Source organism: Streptomyces roseochromogenus subsp. oscitans DS 12.976, assembly GCF_000497445.1.
GTDB lineage: Bacteria > Actinomycetota > Actinomycetes > Streptomycetales > Streptomycetaceae > Streptomyces > Streptomyces oscitans.
This window is the reverse complement of record NZ_CM002285.1, coordinates 1,812,755-1,834,625: the sequence shown is the minus strand read 5'-3', so window position 1 is coordinate 1,834,625 and position 21,871 is coordinate 1,812,755. Positions and strand designations below refer to the sequence as shown.

General features: G+C 68.4%; 17 protein-coding genes and 5 pseudogenes. 10 read left to right on the top strand and 12 right to left on the bottom strand.

What is annotated here, in order from left to right:
* Positions 1–110 precede the first annotated feature (110 nt).
* The 4 genes and pseudogenes from manB to M878_RS58005 all read right to left on the bottom strand — a co-directional run.
* Positions 111–410 (bottom strand): annotated as a pseudogene (gene manB / locus M878_RS93885) (phosphomannomutase/phosphoglucomutase); the annotation flags it as partial.
* A gap of 202 nt (positions 411–612) precedes the next feature.
* The gene (locus M878_RS58015) at positions 613–966 is read right to left on the bottom strand and encodes a transposase (protein WP_023545692.1); all 354 of its coding nucleotides are present in this window, start codon (positions 964–966) and stop codon (positions 613–615) included.
* Positions 967–1,038: 72 nt separating this feature from the next.
* Positions 1,039–1,881 (bottom strand): hypothetical protein, encoded by an 843-nt coding sequence (locus M878_RS58010; protein ID WP_023545691.1) that lies wholly within the window; start codon positions 1,879–1,881, stop codon positions 1,039–1,041.
* Positions 1,882–1,967: 86 nt separating this feature from the next.
* Entirely contained in the window at positions 1,968–2,369 is a 402-nt protein-coding gene (locus tag M878_RS58005; protein WP_023545690.1) for a hypothetical protein, read from the bottom strand.
* Between the two features lie 348 nt (positions 2,370–2,717).
* Here M878_RS58005 and M878_RS58000 point away from each other — a divergent pair, with 348 nt between their 5' ends.
* The 5 genes from M878_RS58000 (at position 2,718) to M878_RS57980 (ending at position 11,173) form a co-directional block, all read left to right on the top strand.
* On the top strand, positions 2,718–5,570 hold the full coding sequence (locus tag M878_RS58000) for an AfsR/SARP family transcriptional regulator (RefSeq protein ID WP_158692664.1): 2,853 nt from the start codon (positions 2,718–2,720) through the stop codon (positions 5,568–5,570).
* Between the two features lie 334 nt (positions 5,571–5,904).
* Positions 5,905–6,891 (top strand): MsnO8 family LLM class oxidoreductase, encoded by a 987-nt coding sequence (locus M878_RS57995; RefSeq protein WP_037730491.1) that lies wholly within the window; start codon positions 5,905–5,907, stop codon positions 6,889–6,891.
* Between the two features lie 355 nt (positions 6,892–7,246).
* Positions 7,247–8,158, top strand: a complete 912-nt coding sequence (locus M878_RS92165; protein ID WP_158692663.1) for a chitosanase — start codon at positions 7,247–7,249, stop codon at positions 8,156–8,158.
* A 219-nt stretch (positions 8,159–8,377) separates the two neighbouring features.
* On the top strand, positions 8,378–8,944 hold the full coding sequence (locus M878_RS57985) for a hypothetical protein (protein WP_023545686.1): 567 nt from the start codon (positions 8,378–8,380) through the stop codon (positions 8,942–8,944).
* 156 nt (positions 8,945–9,100) lie between these two features.
* Positions 9,101–11,173 carry a bifunctional polysaccharide deacetylase/glycosyltransferase family 2 protein gene (locus tag M878_RS57980; RefSeq protein WP_106962818.1) on the top strand — a complete coding sequence of 691 codons (2,073 nt, stop codon included), beginning with the start codon at positions 9,101–9,103 and terminating at the stop codon, positions 11,171–11,173.
* A 287-nt stretch (positions 11,174–11,460) separates the two neighbouring features.
* Here the strand turns inward: M878_RS57980 and M878_RS57975 are convergent, their stop codons facing one another.
* Entirely contained in the window at positions 11,461–11,688 is a 228-nt protein-coding gene (locus M878_RS57975) for a YciI family protein (RefSeq protein ID WP_023545684.1), read from the bottom strand.
* A gap of 22 nt (positions 11,689–11,710) precedes the next feature.
* Positions 11,711–12,007, bottom strand: a complete 297-nt coding sequence (locus M878_RS57970; RefSeq protein ID WP_245238064.1) for a hypothetical protein — start codon at positions 12,005–12,007, stop codon at positions 11,711–11,713.
* A 135-nt stretch (positions 12,008–12,142) separates the two neighbouring features.
* Between M878_RS57970 and M878_RS99650 the strand changes: the two are divergent.
* Both M878_RS99650 and M878_RS57960 read left to right on the top strand, forming a co-directional pair.
* A pseudogene (locus M878_RS99650) lies at positions 12,143–12,540 on the top strand (oxidoreductase).
* Positions 12,541–12,961: 421 nt separating this feature from the next.
* On the top strand, positions 12,962–13,330 hold the full coding sequence (locus M878_RS57960; protein WP_023545681.1) for a hypothetical protein: 369 nt from the start codon (positions 12,962–12,964) through the stop codon (positions 13,328–13,330).
* Between the two features lie 506 nt (positions 13,331–13,836).
* Here M878_RS57960 and M878_RS57955 read toward each other — a convergent pair.
* On the bottom strand, positions 13,837–14,358 hold the full coding sequence (locus M878_RS57955; RefSeq protein ID WP_023545680.1) for an RICIN domain-containing protein: 522 nt from the start codon (positions 14,356–14,358) through the stop codon (positions 13,837–13,839).
* 413 nt (positions 14,359–14,771) lie between these two features.
* Here M878_RS57955 and M878_RS93875 point away from each other — a divergent pair.
* The 3 genes and pseudogenes from M878_RS93875 to M878_RS99635 form a co-directional block, all read left to right on the top strand.
* Positions 14,772–15,159 (top strand): annotated as a pseudogene (locus M878_RS93875) (short-chain fatty acyl-CoA regulator family protein); the annotation flags it as partial.
* Between the two features lie 36 nt (positions 15,160–15,195).
* The gene (locus M878_RS99640; RefSeq protein ID WP_245238377.1) at positions 15,196–15,570 is read left to right on the top strand and encodes an IS110 family transposase; all 375 of its coding nucleotides are present in this window, start codon (positions 15,196–15,198) and stop codon (positions 15,568–15,570) included.
* Between the two features lie 203 nt (positions 15,571–15,773).
* Entirely contained in the window at positions 15,774–15,992 is a 219-nt protein-coding gene (locus tag M878_RS99635; protein ID WP_245238376.1) for a hypothetical protein, read from the top strand.
* Here M878_RS99635 and M878_RS000000101020 read toward each other — a convergent pair.
* The 5 genes and pseudogenes from M878_RS000000101020 to M878_RS57940 all read right to left on the bottom strand — a co-directional run bounded on the left by M878_RS000000101020 (position 15,956) and on the right by M878_RS57940 (position 21,833).
* Positions 15,956–16,084 (bottom strand): hypothetical protein, encoded by a 129-nt coding sequence (locus tag M878_RS000000101020; protein WP_023545678.1) that lies wholly within the window; start codon positions 16,082–16,084, stop codon positions 15,956–15,958. The two genes, M878_RS99635 and M878_RS000000101020, sit on opposite strands and share 37 nt — an antisense overlap.
* 133 nt (positions 16,085–16,217) lie before the next feature.
* Positions 16,218–16,496: pseudogene (locus M878_RS000000101015) on the bottom strand (transposase domain-containing protein); the annotation flags it as partial.
* A gap of 1,200 nt (positions 16,497–17,696) precedes the next feature.
* A complete protein-coding gene (locus M878_RS57945; protein ID WP_023545677.1) occupies positions 17,697–19,142 on the bottom strand; it encodes an alpha/beta hydrolase in 1,446 nt (481 codons plus the stop codon).
* A gap of 275 nt (positions 19,143–19,417) precedes the next feature.
* A pseudogene (locus tag M878_RS99625) lies at positions 19,418–19,587 on the bottom strand (IS5/IS1182 family transposase); the annotation flags it as partial.
* An 845-nt stretch (positions 19,588–20,432) separates the two neighbouring features.
* Positions 20,433–21,833, bottom strand: coding sequence for an MFS transporter (locus M878_RS57940; RefSeq protein WP_078630221.1), 1,401 nt, complete (start codon positions 21,831–21,833; stop codon positions 20,433–20,435).
* Positions 21,834–21,871: the final 38 nt, after the last annotated feature.

Here is a 21,871-nt window from a genome sequence, read left to right as displayed (position 1 = left end):
CTCACGGAAAGCGCTTCGCGATTGCCGCAGCGATCGCGTCCGGCGTGTGTTCCTGGATGGCGAGTTGCTCCAGCAGGGGCCGCGCGGCACGAATTTCCCCGGGCATCACGGCCAGTCAGGGTGCGGACCGGGGTGCCGCCGTTCTCCTGCACGACCTCCGGGACCGTACGGGATGTGATCAGGTTGTGGATGATCGTGCCCTCGCCGCCGTTGCGGGCGAGTTCGCGCGCGGCGACCAGGGCGGTGACCGCGGACGGGGAGACCGGGTCACCGTGCTCGTCCACGACGAAGCAGCGGTCGGCGTCCTCGTCGAAGGCGATGCCGAGGTCGGCGCCCTCGGTCGGTACCCGCTTCTGCAGGTCCACGAGGTTGGCCGGGTCGAGCGGGTTGGCCTCGTGGTTGGCGAAGGTGCGCCGGGCCGCCACGGGGGGCCGCAGCGGCCCCGCCCGGGCTGTGGTCGACGAACGCGAACAGCGAGTGGTGGTTGAAGGTCTTCTGCCAGGTCGCGGCCGCGTCCTCCTTCTCGGGGTGCGCCAGGACCAGGACCTTGTCGATGTCCACGACCACCTCGCCGCCCGCGTCCGCGACCGCCCGGTCAGCCAACTCCCGGACTTAGTATCGGACTTCGCTCCACCCCGTTGTATGGCCGTGAGCGCGCGCGGACCGGCTGTGGCCGGAGTGTCGACGAGGCGGGAGGCGGGCGGCGGTCGGGTCGGGCGCCACCGGTCCGAAGACCGCGGGCTCGGCCCGCAGAAGGCCGGTGCCGGCCAGGCGGTCGCCGCCCAGAGCCACGGCGAGTGCGATGTCCGGCAGGACCTTGCCGGGATCGTGCACCGCTCTGGGCTTGCGCCAGGGCGCGAGCGCTGCCGACAACCCGGCGGCCAGGCCCGTACGGCGAGCTGCCTCCGCCGGCAAGACCCCGCTGGCCTGCGAGGCGACCCGGCTGCCACCGCCCGACACCTGCACACGCGGGTGGGACCCGTCCGCCTCTCGGGCCGTCGGGCCGTGCCGTCGGCGGCTCCCTCTGGCGCACCGCCCTCAACTGTTCCGGTTCAGGTACTGGAGGAATATAGACACATATGTCCGATCGGTGGCTTGCGAGCAGGGAAATGTCGCCACGGCGGCATAGAGTTCCGATTGATGGAACTTCCGCCACGAAGGATTCTGAGCGGCCAGCGCCGCCAATTGGTCCTGGGGCAGCACTCGGTCCCCACTCTGAATGCCGGCCATTACGGACGTGTATTCCTTGCGCAGGTTCGTGATGAGCGCGAGACGGGATTGCGCCGGATGACCGGCCGCCGCCGCACAGGATCTCCACGTCTCAAGTGCCGATTGGTAACGTCTGTCGTGTTGCACCTCACCGTCCACCCGAGCCCACTCGGAGTTCGCCTCCGGGATGCCGTATTCCTTTTCAGTCGTACGCTGTGAGCTGTCGACGCATCCGGGAAGAGCCGCATCGTAAGCCTTGAGGGAAGCAGCGGAAAGGGTCTTCAGGTAGCTCTTGGCTGCCTTGGCCTCAGGGGCGAAGTGGGGAAACACCGATATTCCGAACCCGTGCTTGCGCGCGTAGTCGAGGCTCGAAAAGTCTGATGCGTCCTCGACATCAACCACGCTGTGCGGGTTCTTGGGCAGGTACTGGAAGCCGTGCGACTTCATGCATGTGGATGTCAGGGCCTCCGTGCGAGCGGCAACCTCAAGGTCGAATTCTTCCGACTCCGACTGGCCGGAAGCACCTGCCAGGACCAGCACGAAACGGCGGGTGTTGGCCGTCGCCCGGGCCGTCTGGCCGTCGTCGGACGGGAAATGCGCGAACCCCGCCGCGACCATCGCGGCAATGATCACGGCCAGCGCGACCGCAAGGGTCTTGTGTCTGCCCAGCATCGTCCGGGCCTCCTCCTTCGACTGGTGTGCCCTGGTGCGCTCCGAACGGGGCACACCAGGGCGTCCGCTGCCTGCTCAGGCACCTGTCACCAGTTGCTCAGGTCGACGCCCACCTGGTCGAACCCCTGGTTGTAGGTGCCGTTGTTGGTGCAGTCGTAGTGCGAGGAGTTCGTACCGTTGCGCGCGACGATCGAGGATTCGTACCAGTTTGCCCCGCCGTTGCCCCGTAGGCAGTGGGCCATGTCCTTGCCGCCGTCCTGCCCGGACACCCAGACGAGCGACTGCTGGTAGCGCTGGTAGCGGCTGTCCCAATTGTTCGCCACGAACTGGTAGTTGCCGGTTCTTCCGTTGTCGTTGTACGAACCGAGTTCCGTGACGTTGCTGGTCTTTATTTGCGTCTGCGCCTCAGCGGTGCCCGTGGTGAGGCCGATCGTGGCGCAGCAACCTGCGACTGCCAGTGCGCCGAAGGCCTTCCAGTTGCGAAGCATGGTTGATCAGTGCTCCTTCTGTCGTTTTGCCGATCGGAAGTGGTGCGGCGGTACGTATGGAGCCGTGCGGCGGTGCGCGTGGACTGTGCGGCGGTGCGTGTGCGGCACCGGGCGAAGGCACCCTCCGCACCCATCGCCTGCCCAGGCGTCCTCGGCGAGCCGTGCTGCGGAGACGCTATGGACACAGATCCGTCGGCCGTCCTAGATTCGTCCTAGTGCGAGGTCGACCAGGGGGAACGGCGCTCATCGTCACGTACCAGGGGGAGCATGAGATTCGGCTTACTGGGGCCGTTACACGCCCAGATCGCCGGACGCACGGTCCCGTTGAACGGGCCGCGGCAGGCCAAGATGCTGGCAGCACTTCTGATCGACGCCAACAACATCGTCGCCATGGAACGGCTCGTCGCCGTGATGTGGGACACGAACGCGCCCGCCACCGCGGTCCGCCAGGTCCAGGACGCTGTCTCCGGGCTGCGCCGTAACCTCGTCGCCCGCGGAGCACCCGGCACGCTGATCAGCACGCGGCGCGGCGGCTACGAGATCCACCTGGCTCAAGATCAGCTCGACCTGCTGGAGTTCGACCACCAGCGACACCTCGCCGAACAGCACACGACCCCGTTCGAGACGGCAGTCGCGCTGCGGCGGGCGCTCGCTTGCTGGCGCGGAAACGCCCTGGCCGACACCCCCAGCCAAGCCCTGGAGATCGATGCGGCACGGCTGAACGAGAAACGCGCGGCCACGCACAAACAGTGCCTGGCCATCGAACTCGACCTGGGGCGTCATCGAGAGGTCATCGATGAACTGACCGCTCTGCTCCGCGAGCACCCCTACGACGAGCAGGTCGCCGAACACCTGATGGTCGCCCTCTACCGGTGCCGAAGACAAGGCGAGGCGCTGCAGGTGTACGAGCGGCTGCGCCGGACACTGGCCGACGAACTCGGTGTCGACCCCACCCCGCCGCTGCAGGCGCTGCATCAGCGCATCCTGACCGCAGATCCCGCCCTGGCGGCTACGATCCCAGCAAATGGCCCCTCGGCCACGCCACCGGAGAGCCCCGCCCCGGCGGCCCCGGGGCCGGCAATGGCGATGCCGGTGCGCCAACTGCCGTTCGATGTCCCCGACTTCGTGGGCCGAGCCGACGCGCTGGCCGAGGTCGCCCGATTACTCGACGTGTCGGCGCCGAACCGGGCTCCGGTGGCCGTCATCGTGGGCGGTCCAGGTGTCGGCAAGTCCTGTCTGGTGACGCACGCCGCGCGGCTGGCGAGCGCACTCTTCCCCGACGGCCAGCTCTACCTCAACCTCGCCGGGACATCGGACGAGCCGCGGGACCCGGCTCTGATGCTGGCCGAAGCGCTGCGTGCACTGTCGATCGCCGGCAGCGCGATCCCGAACGGCCTGTCCGAACGGGCCGCGCTCTACCGTTCGTTGCTGGCGGACCGCCAGATGCTGGTGGTGCTGGACGATGCCGGTCACGCCGATCAAGTGCTGCCGTTGTTGCCCGGGGCCGACGGTTGTGCCGTGTTGATCACCAGCCGCACTCTGCTGACGCAACTTCCCGGCGCCCGGCACATCGACCTGGACGTGCTGAGCCCGGCAGAGGCACGGGAGTTGTTCACGGGCATCATCGGGCGACGGCGGGTCGAGCGGGAACCGGCGGAGGCCGACGCGATCCTCGACTGCTGCGGCAACCTGCCGCTGGCGATCCGGATCGCCAGCGCCAAGCTCACCGGCCGCCCGGCCTGGTCGCTGCGGGTGCTGCGGGAACGGATCGAGGACGAGTCCCGGCGGCTGGCCGAGCTGAGGATCGGGGATCTCAGCGTGCGCGCCAGCGTCGATCTGAGCCTGCGGCTGCTGCCGGCCGACGCGGTGCGCGCGCTGAGCCTGCTGGGTCTGCTCGGCGCCTACACCCTGCCCGGCTGGGTGGTCGGCCCGCTGCTGGACCGCTCGGACGGGGAAGAAGTGCTGGACACCCTCGTCGACGCCAGCCTGGTGCGGCTGACCGCCACCGACGCCATCGGCCAGCCGCGCTACCGGCTGCACGACCTGATCAGGACCTGTGCCATGGAGATCGCCGCCCCGCTGCCGACGGCGGACAAGCGGGACGCGATCGTCCGGGTGCTCTCCGTCTGGCTCGATCTGGTCAGGCGCGGCACCGACCGGCTGCCGGGCGGACTGCTGGCCGCTGCGCCCGGTTCGGCACCGCGCCGATCGCTGCCCGATGCGGTCGTGGACCGGCTCATGGCCGATCCGTTCGGCTGGTTCGACGCGGAACGCGACAACCTGCTCGGCGCCGTGAAACTGGCCGTGGACTGGGGCCTGGACGAGTTGGCCTGGGAGCTGGCGGCCGGCACGGCGACCTACTACGACCACCGGTGTCTGTATCAGGACTGGCAGCACGGGCACCGGCTCGCGTTGGGCGCGGCCGAGGCCGCCGGCAACGTGCGCGGGGCGTCGGTGCTGCTACGCGGACTTGGCCAGCTGCACATCTACCAAGACGAATTCGACCGAGCCACCCGCGCCCTGGAGTCCTCCATCGAGCTGTGCCGGGACGGTGGGGACAAGCTCGGCGAGGCGTTGTCGGTGGCGACGCTCAGTACGGTCAGCCGGGTGCAGGGCCGTGACGACGAAGCGCTCGAACGTGTGGAGCAAGCGCTGGCCATCGCGGTCGGCGAAGGCGACCGGCACATCGAAGCGCAGCTGTCCTGCTCCATGGCCGTGATGCGACTCATGCAAGGTCAACTCGAAGAGGCGGAGTCCTGGTTCACCGGAGCCCTGCGCCTGGCCAGAGAGCTTGACGACGAGCACCGCGTGGCCGTCGTGCTGAGGCGGTTCAGCCGGTTGCACGATCGGCGCGGTGATCCGGACGAGGCGCTGCGCTGCCTGGGGCAGGCGCTGGCCACCTTCGAGAAACTGGCCGACGAGCGGTGCGCCGCGTACACGCTGCTGGAAGTCGGCCGCGTGCACGCCGGTCAAGACGACCGGGACCAGGCGAGCCCGGCGTTGGAGCGCGCGGCGGGCCTGTTCCACCGGCACGGCGACCGCCAGGACGAGGCCACATGCTGGCAACTGATCGGCGACCTGGACGCCGCCGCCGGCCTCCACCACATGGCGCACCAACACCGAAGCCGGGCGCTGCGGCTGTGGCAGATGATCGGCGAAATGAACCAGACGAATACTCCAGCGCGACCATCGTCGCCGTGAAGCGCGTCCGCATCGAGCATGCGTACGCGCCCTGGCACCAGGCGCTCGACCACCTGAACGGCGTCCGCTCTGTCCGCACCCTCCAGGCCGTCAGCCGCATGAGGCGCAACCCCGCCCGATTTCAAGCACACGTGGTCCACGGACGGCTTCGGCGCCGTGCCTGTCGGGCAGTGGGACGAGGCGGACGTAGCGACTGACGCGGTCGACCGGTCTGGCGATCGCGGACCGGAGGCAACCGGAGGCGACTGGCGCACGGACCTCACCCACCGGCCCGAGCACCGTGGCGGTGGGGACCGCCGCACCTGAGGCGCACACCGATCCCTATGCTGACGGCATGATCGATGTGCCGATTTCAGCGCTGGAAGTCGCGGTGGTCGAATCAGGGACCCGTGGCGTGGAGACCCTGCGTGACACCGCCACCTTCGCTCGCAAGCTCGAACTACTGGGGTATCACCGGATCTGGTACGCCGAGCACCACCATTCGCCCGCGATCGGCGCGTTCCCACCCGTGGTGCTGATCGCTCATGCGGCGGCCTCGACCTCAGCCATCCGGCTCGGGTCGGGCGGAGTACTGGCGCCCAACCATGCGCCCATCATGCTGGCGGAGCAGTTCGGAACACTGGCCGCGTTGCACGCGGACCGCATCGACCTGGGTATCGGCCGCGGCCCCGGCACCTTCGACGAGGCCACCGCGCGGGAATTGCGCCGCGGAGCCGGACCGGCGACGGACGCGCAGTACCACGACGACGTCGCTGCGATCCTGACCTTTCTGGTCGACGAAGTGGCACTCGGCCCGCTGCCGGAGCCATGGCTGCTGTGCTCCAGTACCGCAGGTGCCGCCCTCGCCGCGCGACTCGGCCTGCCGATCGCCGTCGCACACCACATCCGGCCCGACAACACCTTCACAGTGCTGGAGCGCTACCGTGCGGAGTTCATCCCGTCCCGCTGGTGCGAGCAGCCCCGGGTTCTGGTGTGCGTGGAGGCGATATGCGCTGAGACGGAGCAGGAAGCGGCGTGGCGAGCCGGGCCCATGGACGTCGTCAAGGCCGGGCTGCTCAAAGGTCTGAGCGAGATTCCCTTCCCCACACCCGCGGACGCCGCCACCCATCCCTTCACGGCACAGGAGCGGCAGGCGCTTGCCGGTTTCCGTGCACAACAGGCGTGCGGGACGCCCGAGACCGTCGTACGCCGGCTCGCGCAGCTGGCCGCCGATACCGGAGCAGACGAACTCATGCTGACCACACCTGTCTACGACCTTGACGCCCGCGTGCGCTCCTACGACCTCATCAAGAAGCACTGCGAGGCCACGAAAGCACCGTGACAACCGCGCCGCGCCGCACCGAACCGTCCGTCCTGCCCGCCCCGTCGGGGCCACGTACCTCGTCCGCCAACTCAAGCCACCGTCACAACTGTCTGTCGTCGGCTTAGGCTCAAATGAGCCGCACGGAGAGTGCCCGCCGTCGAACCCCAGGGGCAGGGCCGGGCCGTCCCTGGTCCGTCCGAAGCCGCTCGACAGCAGCCGACGTCGACCTCTCCGGCGCACGCGCCCAACACCCTGACCAGTAAAACCCAGCACGCTAAGATCCAGGTCAAGACCCAGGGCGAGAAGTGAGCGGTAATTGATCAAGCCGCCTGCTCGCGGTTTCTCTGCGAGCAGGAGGCTCTTCAGTGAGACGGTGCAGTCAGCAAGGAGCAGGCCGGAGCGGTTCGTGGAGTTGACCGGGATACGTCGCACCCTGTTCGTCGTCCTCGGCGCCGTGCTCACCGTGGGTGGCTGCACGTCCGGTACGGCAGGTAAGGCTGACAGGGCCGGTCAGGCCGGCGGTACGGCCGGTGCTCCGGCGACGCCCGCGGCGGGGCCTGCGGCAATCCTGATGATGGATGACATCACCGCGGTGTTCGAAAACGGTGCCACCGTTCCGCGGTACGCCTACATCACCGATCTGCACGACGGCTGTGGCTACACGGCGGGGTGGATCGGGTTCTGCAGCCAGAGTGGCGACATGCTCGGGCTGGTCAAGAGGTACAACGCCATCGCACCACACAACGTGCTCGCGCAGTACACCGCCGTCCTTCAGCGACTGGCCGACTCGGGAAGTGACGACACCAGCGCGCTGGGCGAGGCGTTCGTGCGCGACTGGAAGAAGGCCGCCCTGGATCCGGCCTTCCGGAGGCTGCAGATCCAGGTGGGACACGACACGTACCTCGCCCCTGCCATGCAGCTGGGCGCGCGAGAGGGGGTGAAGAGCGAGCTGGGTCTGGAGAACCTCTACGACACCGCCCTGATGATGGGCCAGACTTCCGACGACTGCGACGGCATGCTGAAGATCGCCCACGAGACCGACAAGTTGCTCGGGGGCAACCCGGCCTCCGGTGTGAACGAGGCGACGTGGCTGGCCCGGTTCAACACCGTCCGCAGGCAGCACATGAAGCAACCCTGCACTGCCGGCCGCGAGAACGACTGGCCGCAGGCGGTCGACCGGTCGCAGGCTCTGCAGGAGCTCGCGGACCGCGGCGAGTGGGATCTGAAGGCTCCGCTGACCGTGGGAGCCGACTTCGAACTGACCATCAGCAGGCCGCAGGACTGACGTACTTCACGGTACCCGCCACACCGACCCGCTCATGTGCTTTGCGGACTTTTTCCGCGAGCTTCAACGTTTTCTATCCTGCAAGCAGTTTTGAGCCACTAGTGTCCGGATCTTGTGCAGACCATTCCGGAGGGCTCGGCGCCCGCCGGGGACAGCGTGACGTGTGACGCGTCACCGTCTCCCGATGTCCCCATTCAGGAGCCGACCCAGGGGCCTGCTGTGGCTGGTTCCCCGGCCGAGCCCACCGCCGGCACACCGGGCCTGAGTGGCCTGCCGGTACGACGCCCCACCCCCAAACCCATCTTCGTCGACATGTCAGGAGGCCGCCGCAGGCGGCTGCGCATCCTGGTGGCCGCGCTGGTGACTCCGGCAGCGGCCTACGTCGCCCTGCTCGTCAGCACCTTCCTGGGCGGCCCGACCCTGCCGGCGCTGCTGCCGCACCCCCTGCGGCCCAAGCCGGGCCCCGCCGCCGAGCACGCGCACGAGGCGCCCCGGGCCGGGACATCCCCGACGGCCGCGGCGGCCACCGCCCAGCGGCACCGGAGCTCGGGCCTGGCGACGCCCGTGACGCAGACCGCCGGCGGCGCGAGCGCCAAGGCGAAGTCGCCCTCGACGGTGAAATCGTCCCCGACGGCGAAACCGTCCCCGACGGTGAATCCGTCCCCGACCGCGACGCCGTCCCCGAGTCCGACGCGGCCCAAGGGGCACAAGCCGTTCCCGCACCCGAAGCGGACCCCGACCGCGGCGCCCTCCGCCTCGCCCACCCAGGGCACGCTCGGGCTCTAACGGTCTGTCAGGACTCCCGTCCCCTGGTCCACGCCCGCAGTTCCGTTCCAGAACTCTTCACCCATCCCAGAAATCATCGATGTGAGCTCTTCCCCACGGCGTGGCCGTAGCGCCCGCGAAACTCCAGTACGCACCCACTGGGTGCTGCTGGTGACCATGGTGTTGACCCTCACCCTCACGCTGCTCATCGAGGGTTACACGCAGCACATGTTCGGCTTCCAGGACGACGGCGGGAACCCTCCGCAGGGACCCGTCGACCAGGTGCCGCCTTCGATCGAGAACGGCGGCCCGGTGATCTCGTCCAGCGGATCCACACCGGTCTCACTCACCCCACCGGCGCGCACCGTGGTGCTCACCTTCGACGACGGCCCGGACCCGACCTGGACCCCCAAGGTCCTGGCGACGCTGGAACGGCACCACGTGCCCGCGACCTTCTTCCTCGTGGGCACCGGCGTGGCCACCCACCCCGAACTGGTCGCGCGGATGGCGGAGGATCACGACGAACTCGGCCTGCACAGCTTCACCCACCCCTATCTGCCCAGCCTGCCCGGCTGGCAGCGCACGCTGGAGATGCGGGAGGACCAGCTCGCGGTGGCCGGCGCCGCGGGTGTCACCAGCAGCCTCTTCCGCCCGCCGTACTCGTCCAGCGCCGACGCGGTGGGCAACGCCGACTGGGCCACGATGCGACAGCTCGGCAAGCAGGGCTACCTGACCGTGCTCGTCACCCAGGACAGCGAGGACTGGCAGAAGCCGGGCGTGCGGCGGATCATCCGCAACGCCACCCCTCCCGGGTCCGCCGGCCAGGTGATCCTCTTCCACGACGCCGGCGGCGACCGCGCACAGACCGTGGCCGCGCTGGACGCACTGATTCCGCGCCTGGAGGCGCGCGGCTACCGCTTCCAGACGGTCAGCCAGGCTTTCCACCTCACCGACGCCAACCGCCCGGCCTCCACCGGTCAGCACCTGCTCGGCGTAGGGCTGCTGTGGCTGCTCAAGGGGGCGGTCTGGGGCCTCGACGGACTCGACCTGCTGCTGCTCTTCGCCGGACTGCTGGGCATCCTGCGCGCCGTGATCTCCATGATCGCCGCTGCCAGGCACCGGCGGCATGCCAGGACGGCGTGGGGAGCGCCGGTCACCGAACCGGTGTCGGTGATCGTCCCGGCCTACAACGAGTCGGCCGGCATCGAGGCGACCGTCCGGTCCCTGGTCGCATCCGACCACCCCGTCGAGATCATCGTCGTGGACGACGGTTCCACCGACGGCACTGCCGACATCGTCGAGGCACTCGGTCTGCCGGGCGTACGGGTGATCCGCCAGCGGAACGCGGGCAAGCCCGCCGCCCTCAACACGGGGATCGCCGCCGCCTCGCACGAGATCGTGGTGATGATGGACGGCGACACGGTCTTCGAGCCGGATGCGGTGCGCCAGCTGGTCCAGCCGTTCTCCGACCCGGGGATCGGAGCGGTCTCCGGCAACGCCAAGGTCGTCAACCGGAGCGGTCTGCTGGGCCGTTGGCAGCACATCGAGTACGTCGTCGGCTTCAACCTGGACCGGCGGCTGTTCGACCTGGCCCGGTGCATGCCGACGGTGCCGGGTGCGATCGGTGCCTGGCGCCGGGCCGCGCTGGTACGCGTCGGCGGTGTCTCCGAGGCGACACTGGCCGAGGACACCGACCTCACCATGGCGTTCTGGCGTGACGGCTGGCGCGTGGTCTACGAGGAGAGGGCCATCGCCTGGACCGAGGCTCCCGCTTCCCTCGGCGCCCTGTGGCGGCAGCGTTACCGCTGGTGCTACGGGACTCTGCAGGCGATGTGGAAGCACCGCGGCGCCGTTCGCCAGAGCGGAGCGGCCGGCACCTTCGGCCGTCGCGGGCTGCTCTTCCTGTTGCTGTTCCAGGTGCTGCTGCCGCTGTTCGCACCCTTGGTCGATGTGCTGAGCGTGTACGGGCTGATCTTCCTCGACCCCGTCCACGTACTGCTGCTGTGGTGCTCGTTCCTGCTCATCCAGGTCGTCACCGGGGCCTATGCGTTCCGCCTCGACGGCGAACGGCTCGGACCGCTGTGGAGCCTGCCGTTGCAGCAGTTCGTCTACCGCCAGCTGATGTACCTCGTGGTGGTCCAGTCGGTCGCCACGGCCCTGTCCGGCAGCCGCCTGCGCTGGCAGCGCATGGAGCGCTACGGCTCCCACCAGGAACCCCCGCTGTCACCGGCAACGGGGGCGCGGGGCTGACGGCAAGGGCCCGGATCGGCGAATTCCCGGGGCCCCTGCCGTTGAGCGCGGTCAGCCGCACGCACCGAACAGCGGAAGGGGAGCCCGGAGTGCAGCTGCGGCAGGGTAGTCGGCCGGCATGCCGACGTCCGAGGCGGCGCGGATCTCCGGCTTGATCCCGACGGCCAGGGTGAGCGCCGTCGCTGCGGATGTCGAGGTTCATGACGTCGCTTTCGTAGCGGCCGGCCACCTCCCGTGCCCGCTGCTCGTCGTGGGCTTCGCGCCGTCGGGGCCGAGGAACGGCGCCGTCACAGGAGGAAGCTCAGCCGCTCGTCCGCCATCGCCGGCGCGATCCCGATGATCTCCGCCGTGACGACGTCCTGGGCGACGAACGGGTCGTCGACGCGCTTCTGCAGCACCTCGCGCGAGGTGTTGTGGGCGAGGACCGCGCCGCCGAGGCCCGGCTGGATGCTGCCGACCAGCAGGAAGACCCCGTCGTCCAGGCCGCGCTTGATCCACTCCTGGTGGCCGGCCATGTGCTGGCCGGCGGCGGCCTTGTTATCGGATAACGTGCATGGCCAGCTCGTCGGCCTGGTCGGCCTGGTCGGCCGGTCCGAGCGGCGCGAACTGCTCGCGGAGCCATGTGCGGAACGGGGCGAACAGGCGGCTGGCCCTGCCGAGCATGGCGTGCTCCAGCTTGGCCAGCTCCGTGGTCAAGGTGCCCACGGGGCAGCCGTAGTCCTGGATGTCGGCGCGGTTGGTCAGCACGATCTCGACTTGAAGTGGTGGTAGTAGCTGGTAGAAGAGCCGGTCGGCTGCCGCCACGATCTGTTCACGGGTCGCCACAGCAGTCATGGTGATCCCCTTCCGATGTCGTAGGACAGTCGGCCTAGAGCCACGACGCAGGTCGACTGTCCTAGATCGTCAAGCCGTTGACACCACCAACGCGGGCGACCTGGCGTGACGGCGCTCTAGGGCGGCTGTCCTACGATGCTCGCCGCAACGCTGGAGCTCCGTATGCGCCTCGACCTGTTCGCGCCGTTCGACCTGGGTGACCTCAAGCTCGCCAACCGGTTGGTGATGGCCCCGATGACCCGCAACCGCGCCGACACCGACGGGTGCGTTCCCCCGCTGGTGATCACCGACTATCGGCAGCGAGCCACCGCGGGCCTGATCATCGCGGGCTCCACCACCATCTCCCCCGAGGCGGCGGGCTACCCCTTCACCCCGGGCTGCACACCGACGCCCACGTGACCGGCTGGCGGGGCCTGACCGACGCGGTCCACGAGGAGGGCGGCCGCGTCTTCGTCCAGCTGAGAAGGCGGCCGCCGACGCGATCACGCCGAGGGAACCGTAGGCGGCGGCTGAGGACGAAGCCGATGCCGTAGCAGAGGTTGGCGCCCAGGCAGGCGAGCTGGGCCAGCAGGAAAGAGCTTTCCAGCAGACGTTCGGTCACGCGGCTGGGGGCGGTCGGCTCCAGGATGGACGGTTTGTTATTGCAGGGCTGTGACGGGACGGGGAGATTGTTGTCGAGAACGGCCGAAAGGATGGCATGCACGGGACACAGGCATGACCTGCCTGTCTCCACATCATCTGCTCTTTCTGGGGGGATCAGTTCTGATGCGTTCCACTATGCCTCGCGCGATGGCTTCGGCCGCTGTCACGTTCTCCGCCGTGTTTCTGCTCGGCGCGTGCAGTAGTACCGGTTCTGGCTCTGGTTCTGGTTCGGTTCATGCGGGCGGTTCGGCTGCAGCGGCTCCGGGCGGGGCTCAGCCGGCGGCCACCGCGGCTGCAGGCGATGGTCAGACAGTGACGGCTGCGTCTGAGAAGAGCACCGGCTGCCGGAACCTGGTCGCGACCGCGGCGGTCAAAACGGCGGTCACCCGCGCGTACACCAGCCACAACTCCCTTTTCCGCCACATCAAGCCGCGCCCGGGCCAGTTCCTGTACGGGCAGTGCGGGGACACGCGGTACGCCGCGACCGCCTTCGAACTCACCCCGGGCGCGACGCACCAGGAGCAGGTCGGCATCCAGGACGACGGCAGCGCGCGCAAGTACTTCATCCTCCGGAACGGGCAGCCCTGGGCTTACAGCCACAGCGCCGCCCCGTTCAGCGGCGGCTGCGTCGGAATCCCCAAAGAGCTTTCCCGGCTGTGGGACAACTGTCCCTCGGAATGACGACTGACCAGTGCCGCAGGGCCAGGATCCGATGGCTGGGTCGGCTGCAGGCAATCCCGCGTGCCGGGGCTGAGGGGCGAGGCGGAGCAGCGCACTTGGCGGGCCAGTCCGTGCAGCGGGAGTTCCGAGGGGGCTGCTGTCTGCCGTAGATCGCGTCCCGCTCGTGGTGGTCGGCGTGACGCCTGCTCTCACACCTCGCCTCCCCGGCCCTGAGCGTCACTGGATACGGCTCCCAGCCACCGCGGTGTCGGTCATTGCCCATCCCAGGCCAAGGCCGGCGCTGCTGGCGCTGCACGTCGGACAGCGATGCCCGCCGACTGCCCATGTCTTCTCTGCTGCGGACGGTCGCAGCAGAGAAGACGAGGCCCCACCGAAATCCGAACTCACAGTCTTTTACCGGAGGCCAGACACGGAAAGCTGTCCGAGTACCGGGCAGGGAACATGCCCGGTAACCACGAGCGCGAGACTGTCACCCGGAATAAAAACAGCAGGGACCGCAGTGACGTCTACGAAGCAAAGAGCCGCCAATTCTGGCTCACGCTTCCATTGCAGTCCCTGACCACGGCCTGGCTGTAGCTTCCCGCCATGTCCAGGCACTGCCCCTCGAACAAAGCGTTCTCGAAGATGATGCGGCCCCCGGGACGCCGTTCCTTGTACCAGCGCTGACCGAACTGCGCACTGCTGCACCCCTGCAGCGTGACAACCCCGTGCGAGCCGGAAGGAGCAACACACATTCCGCTCTGCGCACCCACGATGGCCACGGTCTCATCCGGTTGATCAAGCAAAGACCACCTCTGGTTGACTCCACCGTTGGCAGCCCAGGTGACCACCGGAGTCCCACTCGCCGTGCCGAAACCGTAGGCGTCGAGAACCTGCTGAGGACTTGAGTCGTTCGACAGGACACTGTACCCGCTATCCGCCCGCGCACCCGGGAGGATTTCTTGAGCATGTGCGGCAGGGGCACCGAGAGCCAAAAGGCCCAGAACACCGGCACCCGCGACCGCGAGCGGAACGTTCAGGAACTTCATGAAGCAACTCCTCGGAGGTTGAACCGAAAGGGGAATTGCCGAGCACCGAGATACTGTCCTCATCGGACCAGAATCGCAAGAGATGAACTGACACCTTCCAGCCAAAAAATTCACCAATGGGCCGGAAGTGCCCTCATGTGATAACAGCCTGAAAGGGAATCAACTATCCGGCGCGTGAATGGTTGACGGGAAGGTCATTCAAAAGTCAGCCATTCCCCTGGCATGACCGCAGTCGCGTACGTGAAGCGGCAGGCACAGTGGGCGACTGCGTGGGGCGGCTCCTTCAGGCCACCCCACGCGTGTCACTCGGTGAGCCCCAAGACCTTCTTTTAGTCAGCGATGGCGAGGACAGCCACAGACTGCTGCTAGGGCTCAGGCTCGTGCAGTTCAATGCGCACACGTCATCGTTGACAACCGGCTTCCACTTCTCCCACTCCGGCGGCACCTGCCCGCTGTGGAACGTTTATGAGGCGTTCGCTGCCCCAGGACGCATCCACGTGCAGCGCCGAAATGCCGGACGGACAGCTCTACTTGTGGACCGCCCGGGCCGCAATCTGGGGTGAGCCCGGCAAGACCTTCGCCATCGGTCTTGGCTGCGAGGTCCGCTACGCTCACCGGCTCTTCTACCCCGACGGCCTCGAACTCGGCCCACCGTGGTCGCCACCCTCATCGGGATGGGCTACCGGATCTGAGGACGCTTTTTGTCGGTGCCGGGCCGGCGGAGCGTGTCCCGATAGGGGCCTGCCGATTGTTGTTGTGCGTCCACACGATTCTGACCGCCTGCCGTGGCCCGGTGCCGGCAACGCGACGTGCCACCGGACCGGAAGGGGGATGGGCATGTCCAGAGTGATGGGGACGGTGCTTGCCACCGGCGAGTTCCCGGCCACCGCGGCGGGATACCGCGATCTGCTGAAGCCGGCCAGAAAGTGGGGAGCCGTGATGCGGGCCGGGGTGGAGGGGACTGGTTCCTACGGGGCGTCTCTGTCCCGCTATCTGCTGGCCCAGGGCTTAGAGGTGTTCGACGTGATTCGGATGGACCGGGCAGATCGTCGTCGGCGCGGTAAATCGGATCCGCTCGATGCCCAGAACGCGGCGCGAGCCGTGCTGAGCGGGCGGGCCCGCGCCCGGGCGAAAGCGGGCGACGGGCCAGTGCAGATCGGGGACTGGGCGATGCCGAACTCTTCCGCACCTGCGGGCGGTTCACCGACGTGAGCGGTCACGAGGAGGTCGGTGACGAGGCGGTGCTGCAGGCCACTCGGATCACGCTGGGTCTGCTGGCCCACCGGATCGGCCAGCTCTCCGAGCAGATCCGCCATGTGGGCGCTCGTCTGACCCGCCTCGTCAAGTGTCATGCCCCGCAGCTGCTGGACGTGGTGGGGATCGGTCCGGACACGGCCGTCGCCTTGCTGATCACGATGGGGGACAACCTGGAACGCCTGGACAGTGAGGCGTCCTTCGCTGCGCTGTGCGGGGTCGGTCCTGTCGAGCGCGCCGGATCAAGGAGGGCAAGACCTGGCGCGAAATCGTCCGATGCGTCAAACGCTACGCGGCCTGGGAAGTCTTCCACCTGGTCAGACAGCTACAGTCAGGACCCCGCTCATAGGGGCTGTGTCATGAGGCGGTCGGCGGGGTGACGGGCCGGGTCCGTGAGGCTGGTGACCAGCCGCCACTGCTCCCGGCGGACGGTCCCGTCGGCCAGGGTGACGGTGATCCACGCCTCGATCACGCGGAGGGTCAGTATTCCGTAGCCGCGCCTGGCCCGATAAGGGGGCGGACAAGCGGGTCAGATAGGAGCCGTCGGACAGCCGCCGCCAGATGGTGGGGCGGCGACGGGCGGAGGAACGTACCTCGAACAGGGCCCGCAGCGGCTTCAATCCCAGCCGGCGGCGGGCTCGTGAGAGCGAGGAGGACTGCGGGCGCACCGGGGCGAGCCCGGCCAGGCCCGCGGTGAGCTTGTCCCACACGGCCCGGTAGCCGCAATCCTCGAACAGCGCCAGCGCGAGGACGAAGTACACCACGACCCGCGCGGGCAGCAGCCGTATCCGGCGTTGCACCGCTTTGGTCTTGGCCAGCACCGCATCCACCAGCGCGAAGTCCACGACCTGGGGCAGCTCTCCCGGGTGCCCCGGCGTGAACACCCGCGCCGCTACCGCGACCACCCGTGTGATGACAGACTTCTCCTGCAACGGGACCCCTGTGCTTGTGATCGACTTTCTTCGCCGATCGTTGTGATCTACAGGCGTCCCATTGCCTCGTTCAACCCCCTTGACCTGCGCGCTTACGCCATAACGCAGCGGCGTTGATCACGCCATCAGGCCCTGAGCAGGCAGTCTGCGGAACAAGCCTTAGCGGACGAGTACTTGTTTGACGGAGCTCGATATCTGAGTCGGCGCACTGCGTCGAGGCGGCCCTAGCCCACATCCCCCTACCGCTGGCGCTACGCGGCAAACCACCTGATCGAGCGGCGAGACACCCTGCCGGGTCAACGCTCCTCGGCTCGCTGCTCGTTGCGATCGATCCTCTTCACTGCCTGCTACTCGACGAGACCGGCTAGAGCAACGCCAACTGGACGGCGCGGCGGCACTCACCACCGAGGTCGGCGCGTACGGGCCCGGTGACCGCGGCGAGTAAGGGCCTCGTCGACCGATCCGCGACGGTGGCACTGGAGCCGCGCCGGACCCGCCACTGCTACGACCCGTACGCCGGCGCTCGCGACGAGCTGTACCGCGCTGCCGCCAACCGTTCGGCTGCCGCGGTCATCAGGTCCGTTCCGTGCGGCACGGCGGCGACCGCGTCCGCGTCGAGAACGATGTACTCGGCCTGCGAGCCCGAACGCGTGCGACCACGGTGTACTGCGGCACACTGACGAGCCCGAAAGGCGCCGGAACAGCAGCTCGAACGGAGCCGCCCCCAGACGGCGACGCGGTTTGGTCAGTGCCGTCGTTGACGGAAGGCACCAGCCCGCGGCCCGAGCCCGCCCCTACACCCCGCGACCACTTTGGCGATCACGCTCCCGTAGCCTGCGGCGCTAAACGGGCATAACGCCAGAACGTAGTAGTTACCCAGCCGCGACGGCAGCGCCGGAAACGTCGCTGGCCAGTACGCCACCCCCGACGCCGTTCAACAACTGGCCCATGCTGGAAGACCAGCCCGGGCCCATGGCACCATGACCAGCCAACGATGCTCCTCGCCTACCTGGTTGACCTCGACAATCACCAGTCGTAGCCGAGGAGCTTCGCTGCTGTCGGCAGAGCACCGGACTGACAGTCGAACGGGGACCAACACGGACAGTGACCTGCCTAAGTTGCTGGCACCACTGTAGGTGCGATTGCGTTGCGCTACCTGGCGCCGTGGATGGCCTGGGGGTCTGTGACTGGCAGGGCGGGCTCGGCTTTCACGGTGGCGGGGGGCGGTGTCACATAGACCGGGGTGGGGTCGGGTTCGGGTGCGCACGTCTTGGCGATGACGCCTTTGCCTGCGGGGAGGCGGCCGTCTCGCAGGTAGTCGGTGAAGGTGTCGTCCAGGCAGGCGTTGCCGTGGAAGAGGATTTCGTGGAAGCTGCCGCCGTTCTGGACGACCAGCTTGGATCCGGGCAGTGCCTTGTGCATGGCGAGGGCACCCGAGTAAGGGGTGGCGGCGTCCTCTGTGGCCTGGAAGAGCAGGACCGGCGGCAGGCCCTTGTCGGTGATCTTCAGCCGGCCGGCCGGGTTGCCCTGGTAGGGCCAGAACATGCAGGAGGCGTTGTACCACATGTTGTTGTAGGTATAGAAGGGTGCGACGGCGTTGACCGTTGCCTGGTCCCTCTTCCAGAACTCCCAGTCGCGCGGCCAGTTGTTCTCGGTGCACTGGACCGCGTTGTACGCCGGGAAGGTGCCGTCGTCGGCACCCGGGGCGGCATAGCGATTATAGGCGCTCTGCAGCGGGCGGGTGTCGTTCTTGGTGAGGTAGGCCGACAGCACGGTGGCCATCTGCGGCCAGCGCAGGAAGTTGTAGCCGCCACCGTAGAAGGTGTCCTCGAACTCTGCGGGGCCGATCTTGCCGGGGGCCGGCGCGGCGGCTACCGGGCTGGTACGCAACGCGGCTTCGACCTGGTAGTACTTCTGCTCCACAGTGGAAGCGTCCGTGCCCAGGTGGTAGACCGAGTCGGCCTTGGCGGTCCACGCCGCGAAGGCGTCGAACCGGCGCTGGTGTTCCTTGTCCTGCAGGATGTTGTGGTCGTACCAGCTGATGGTGGGCCCGACGATGCTGTCGAGCACCATCCGGCGCACGTGCGAAGGGAAGAGCTGGCCGTACGTCGAGCCCAGCGAGGTGCCCCACGAGCCTCCGTAGAAGTTGATCTTCTGGACGCCGAGCGCCCGCCGGATGCTGTCCATGTCGCGCGCGTTGTCGACGGTGGTCATGTGCGGCAGGAACCAGCTCCAGTTCGCGGCGCAGTCGGCGGCGTACGCGGCCGACCTCTCCAGCCATGCCTGCGACGTGCCCTGGCTGACCTGGTAGTCCGGCCGCTCGGCGTCGAAGTAGTGTGCGTCGCAGGTGACGTGGGGTTCGCTGGCGTTGGTGCCGCGGGGGTCGAAGCCGATCCAGTCGTAGGTCGAGGCCACGGCCTGGGGAATCTTTCCGGAGACGTAAGCGGGCATCCACAGACCGGAGTCGCCGGGGCCGCCGGGATTCAGCAGGATGGGCCCCTGCCGTTTGCTCTCGGGCGCGGTGGCCGGGAGCCGGTTCACCTTGATCTTGATTTTGGCGCCGTTCGGCTGTGTGTAGTCCAGCGGCACTTCGAGCATGGCGCACTGCAGCGCAGGAGTGGTCGCATCGTTACAGGAACTCCAGATGAGTTTTCCCTGCCCCGTGCCCTCTGGCGCAGCCGAGGAAGCCGAAGCAGGGGTGATACCCGCGCAGACTCCGCCGATGACGGCGACGACCGATAACAGGGCTCTAGCTTTTGTCATGGAGGCATCATGTGGCATGTGCAATATCACATACCATCTTCGGGGTGGGCGTTACTCAACTGTGACTCGCTAGGCACGTACGACCGGCCGCGCAAACGGGCGACCGGTGATGGTCGGTGTCGTGGGCGTGCGTCGCAGCGGTGGATGGTCCAGGCTCGGTGGATCAGGCGCCGACGGTGATGATCGCGTCGGTGAGGTCGAAGGCGGCTTCGATGACGGTGACCCGCCGTTCGTAGCAGCACGCGATCCGGTGTGAAGCGTTCTGCCAGGCGTGGGTGCGCGGAAGGCGTTCTGCCAATCGGGGGTGCGCTCGATCGATCTCGTCACGACCGATCCGCGGGCATCGCTCGACGAGCAGTGGAGGCCGCCTCGCACGGCTCCTCGCCGACCGCGGCACGGCCGACGCCGCGATACGAGATCCGTGGAGTGAGGCGTGGCCCTGAACGCGCCGACGGCGGAGTCGAACCTGGCCGTGGTGAACGTCACGGGCGGCTGGAGGACTCCGTTCCTGCGGCCTCACCGAGATGTCCTGGTTCGACGCCCTCCTGCGCGTGCCCGACCGCAGTCGAGTCAGGTCTTGCCGTCGGAGGCGTTCCCCGTCCAGCCGGCTGCGCCCCACAGCTCAGTTGCAGGACGAGGTCAGGGGCAGGGTCGTGCCGACGGTGTCGGGACAGCCCATGCGGATCACGACCACATGCTTGGTACCGACCGGGTTCTGGAACCGAGGCGTTCGCCGTTCCGCGAGCCAGCGGCGATGCGTCGGCTCCGGCCCGTGTAGCTCTCGATGATCTCCTGTATGTCCGATGCGGGGGGTGTCCAGTTGGCAAAGCGCTGCCGTCGGTCGTAGTAGTCCGTGGGCGACTGCTGGGCAACGTGTTCGGCGAGGCGCTGGAACAAGCACGGGCAGATCTGCTCGACGCCCGTAGAGCCGTTCTTCCAGGGGGCGGAACCTGCCCCAGGCACTGATCCAGGACGGGGGCATGCCGAGGTATGTGCCTGCGTCCGTCAGCGACATGCTGTCCGAGCCAGCCCAGACATCGGACTCATTCGTCTAGGAGTTGCCTGAGCTTCGAGGTCGGCCATGGCGCGCCTCGGCGTAGGGGATCGCCGTCAGTGGTTGCCGGGTCACGGCGAGGGTGTGCGCGGCAGGGCCAGGGCGAGAAGGGCGAGGAGCGCTGAGAAGCCGGCGCAGGTGGTGAAGCCCGCCTGGAAGCCGGTGGTGGTGTAGTCGGCCGAGTCCGAGACGGGGGCAACGACCGCGCCGATGACTGCGACGCCGATGGTGGCGCCCGTCTGGGCGGCGCTGGTGATGATGCCGGAAGCTTGGCCGCGTTGTTCATCCGTTACTCGGTTTTGCGCGGCGGTGACGGCGCAGTTGTACACGGCGGGGACAGAGATCCCGTACAGCAGCAGTGCGGGGACGGTCCACGGGAGGGAGCGGGCAGGGGCGGCGATGGCGAGCCAGGAGAAGGCGGCGATCGCGGTGAGGCCGGTGATCAGGGCCGGGCGGCGGGGTCCGGCGCGGTCGACGACGCGACCGGTGAGCGGGGCGACGGCGATGATCGGGCCGAGTGCCACGGCGAGGGCCAGGCCGGCCATGAGCGGTCGTAGCCCGGCTTCGTGTTGCAGGAACAAGGGCGCGAAGACGATCAGGCCGAGGTAGACCACGTACACCAGGAAGACCATGGCGACCGCGCCGGCGAAGACGGTATCGCGCAGGATCGCCAGGTTGAACAGGGGCGCCGGGCGGCGAAGTTCGGTGAGGGTGAAGGCGGCGGACAGTACCACTGCGGCGACGTACAGCAGCACGGTCGGCAGCGACGACCAGCCCCAGGAGGGGCCCTGCATCAGGGCGATCACGAGCGCGGCGAGTCCCGCCGCGCTCGTGGCAAGACCGGGCAGGTCCAGGCGCTCGCGGCGCGGGGACCGAATGTCACGAGGGATGACGGCGGCGACGATGACGCCGACCGCGCAGGCGATCGGCACGTTGATCCAGAAGACGGCCCGCCAGCTGATCTGGTCGACCAGGGCTCCGGTGAGCACTGGGCCGATGACGTAGAAGACGCTGGCGGCGCCGATGTAGGCGCCGACGGCGCGGCCGCGTTCGGCGGGTGGGAAGGTCTGCGAGACGATCGCCAGTGCGGTGGGGATGAGCAGGGCCGCGCCGCACCCTTGCACGGCCCGCCAGGTGATCAGCCAGGTCAGCCCCGGGGCCGTGGCGCAGAGCAGTGAGCCGAGACCGAAGACGGTCAGGCCGGCGGCGAAGGTGCGGCGGCGGCCGTAGAGGTCGGAGAGGCGGCCGCCGGCGGCCACGAGGGCGGCGAGCGTGAGCATGTAGGCGTTCATCACCCAGTGCGTGCCCGCCCGGCTGGTGTGCAGTTCGCGGTGGATGACCGCCAGGGCCACGCCGACGCCGGTCTCGTCGATGAAGGTCATCGCCAGAGCGCCGCTCATCGCCGCCAGGACCCAGCGACGGTGTGCCCGCTCGGAGATTCCGGTCCGCGGTGCGGTGGGTTGGGCGGTCATGGAGGGGGCTGCGCCTCGTGGTCGGGGCGGCGGGTGGG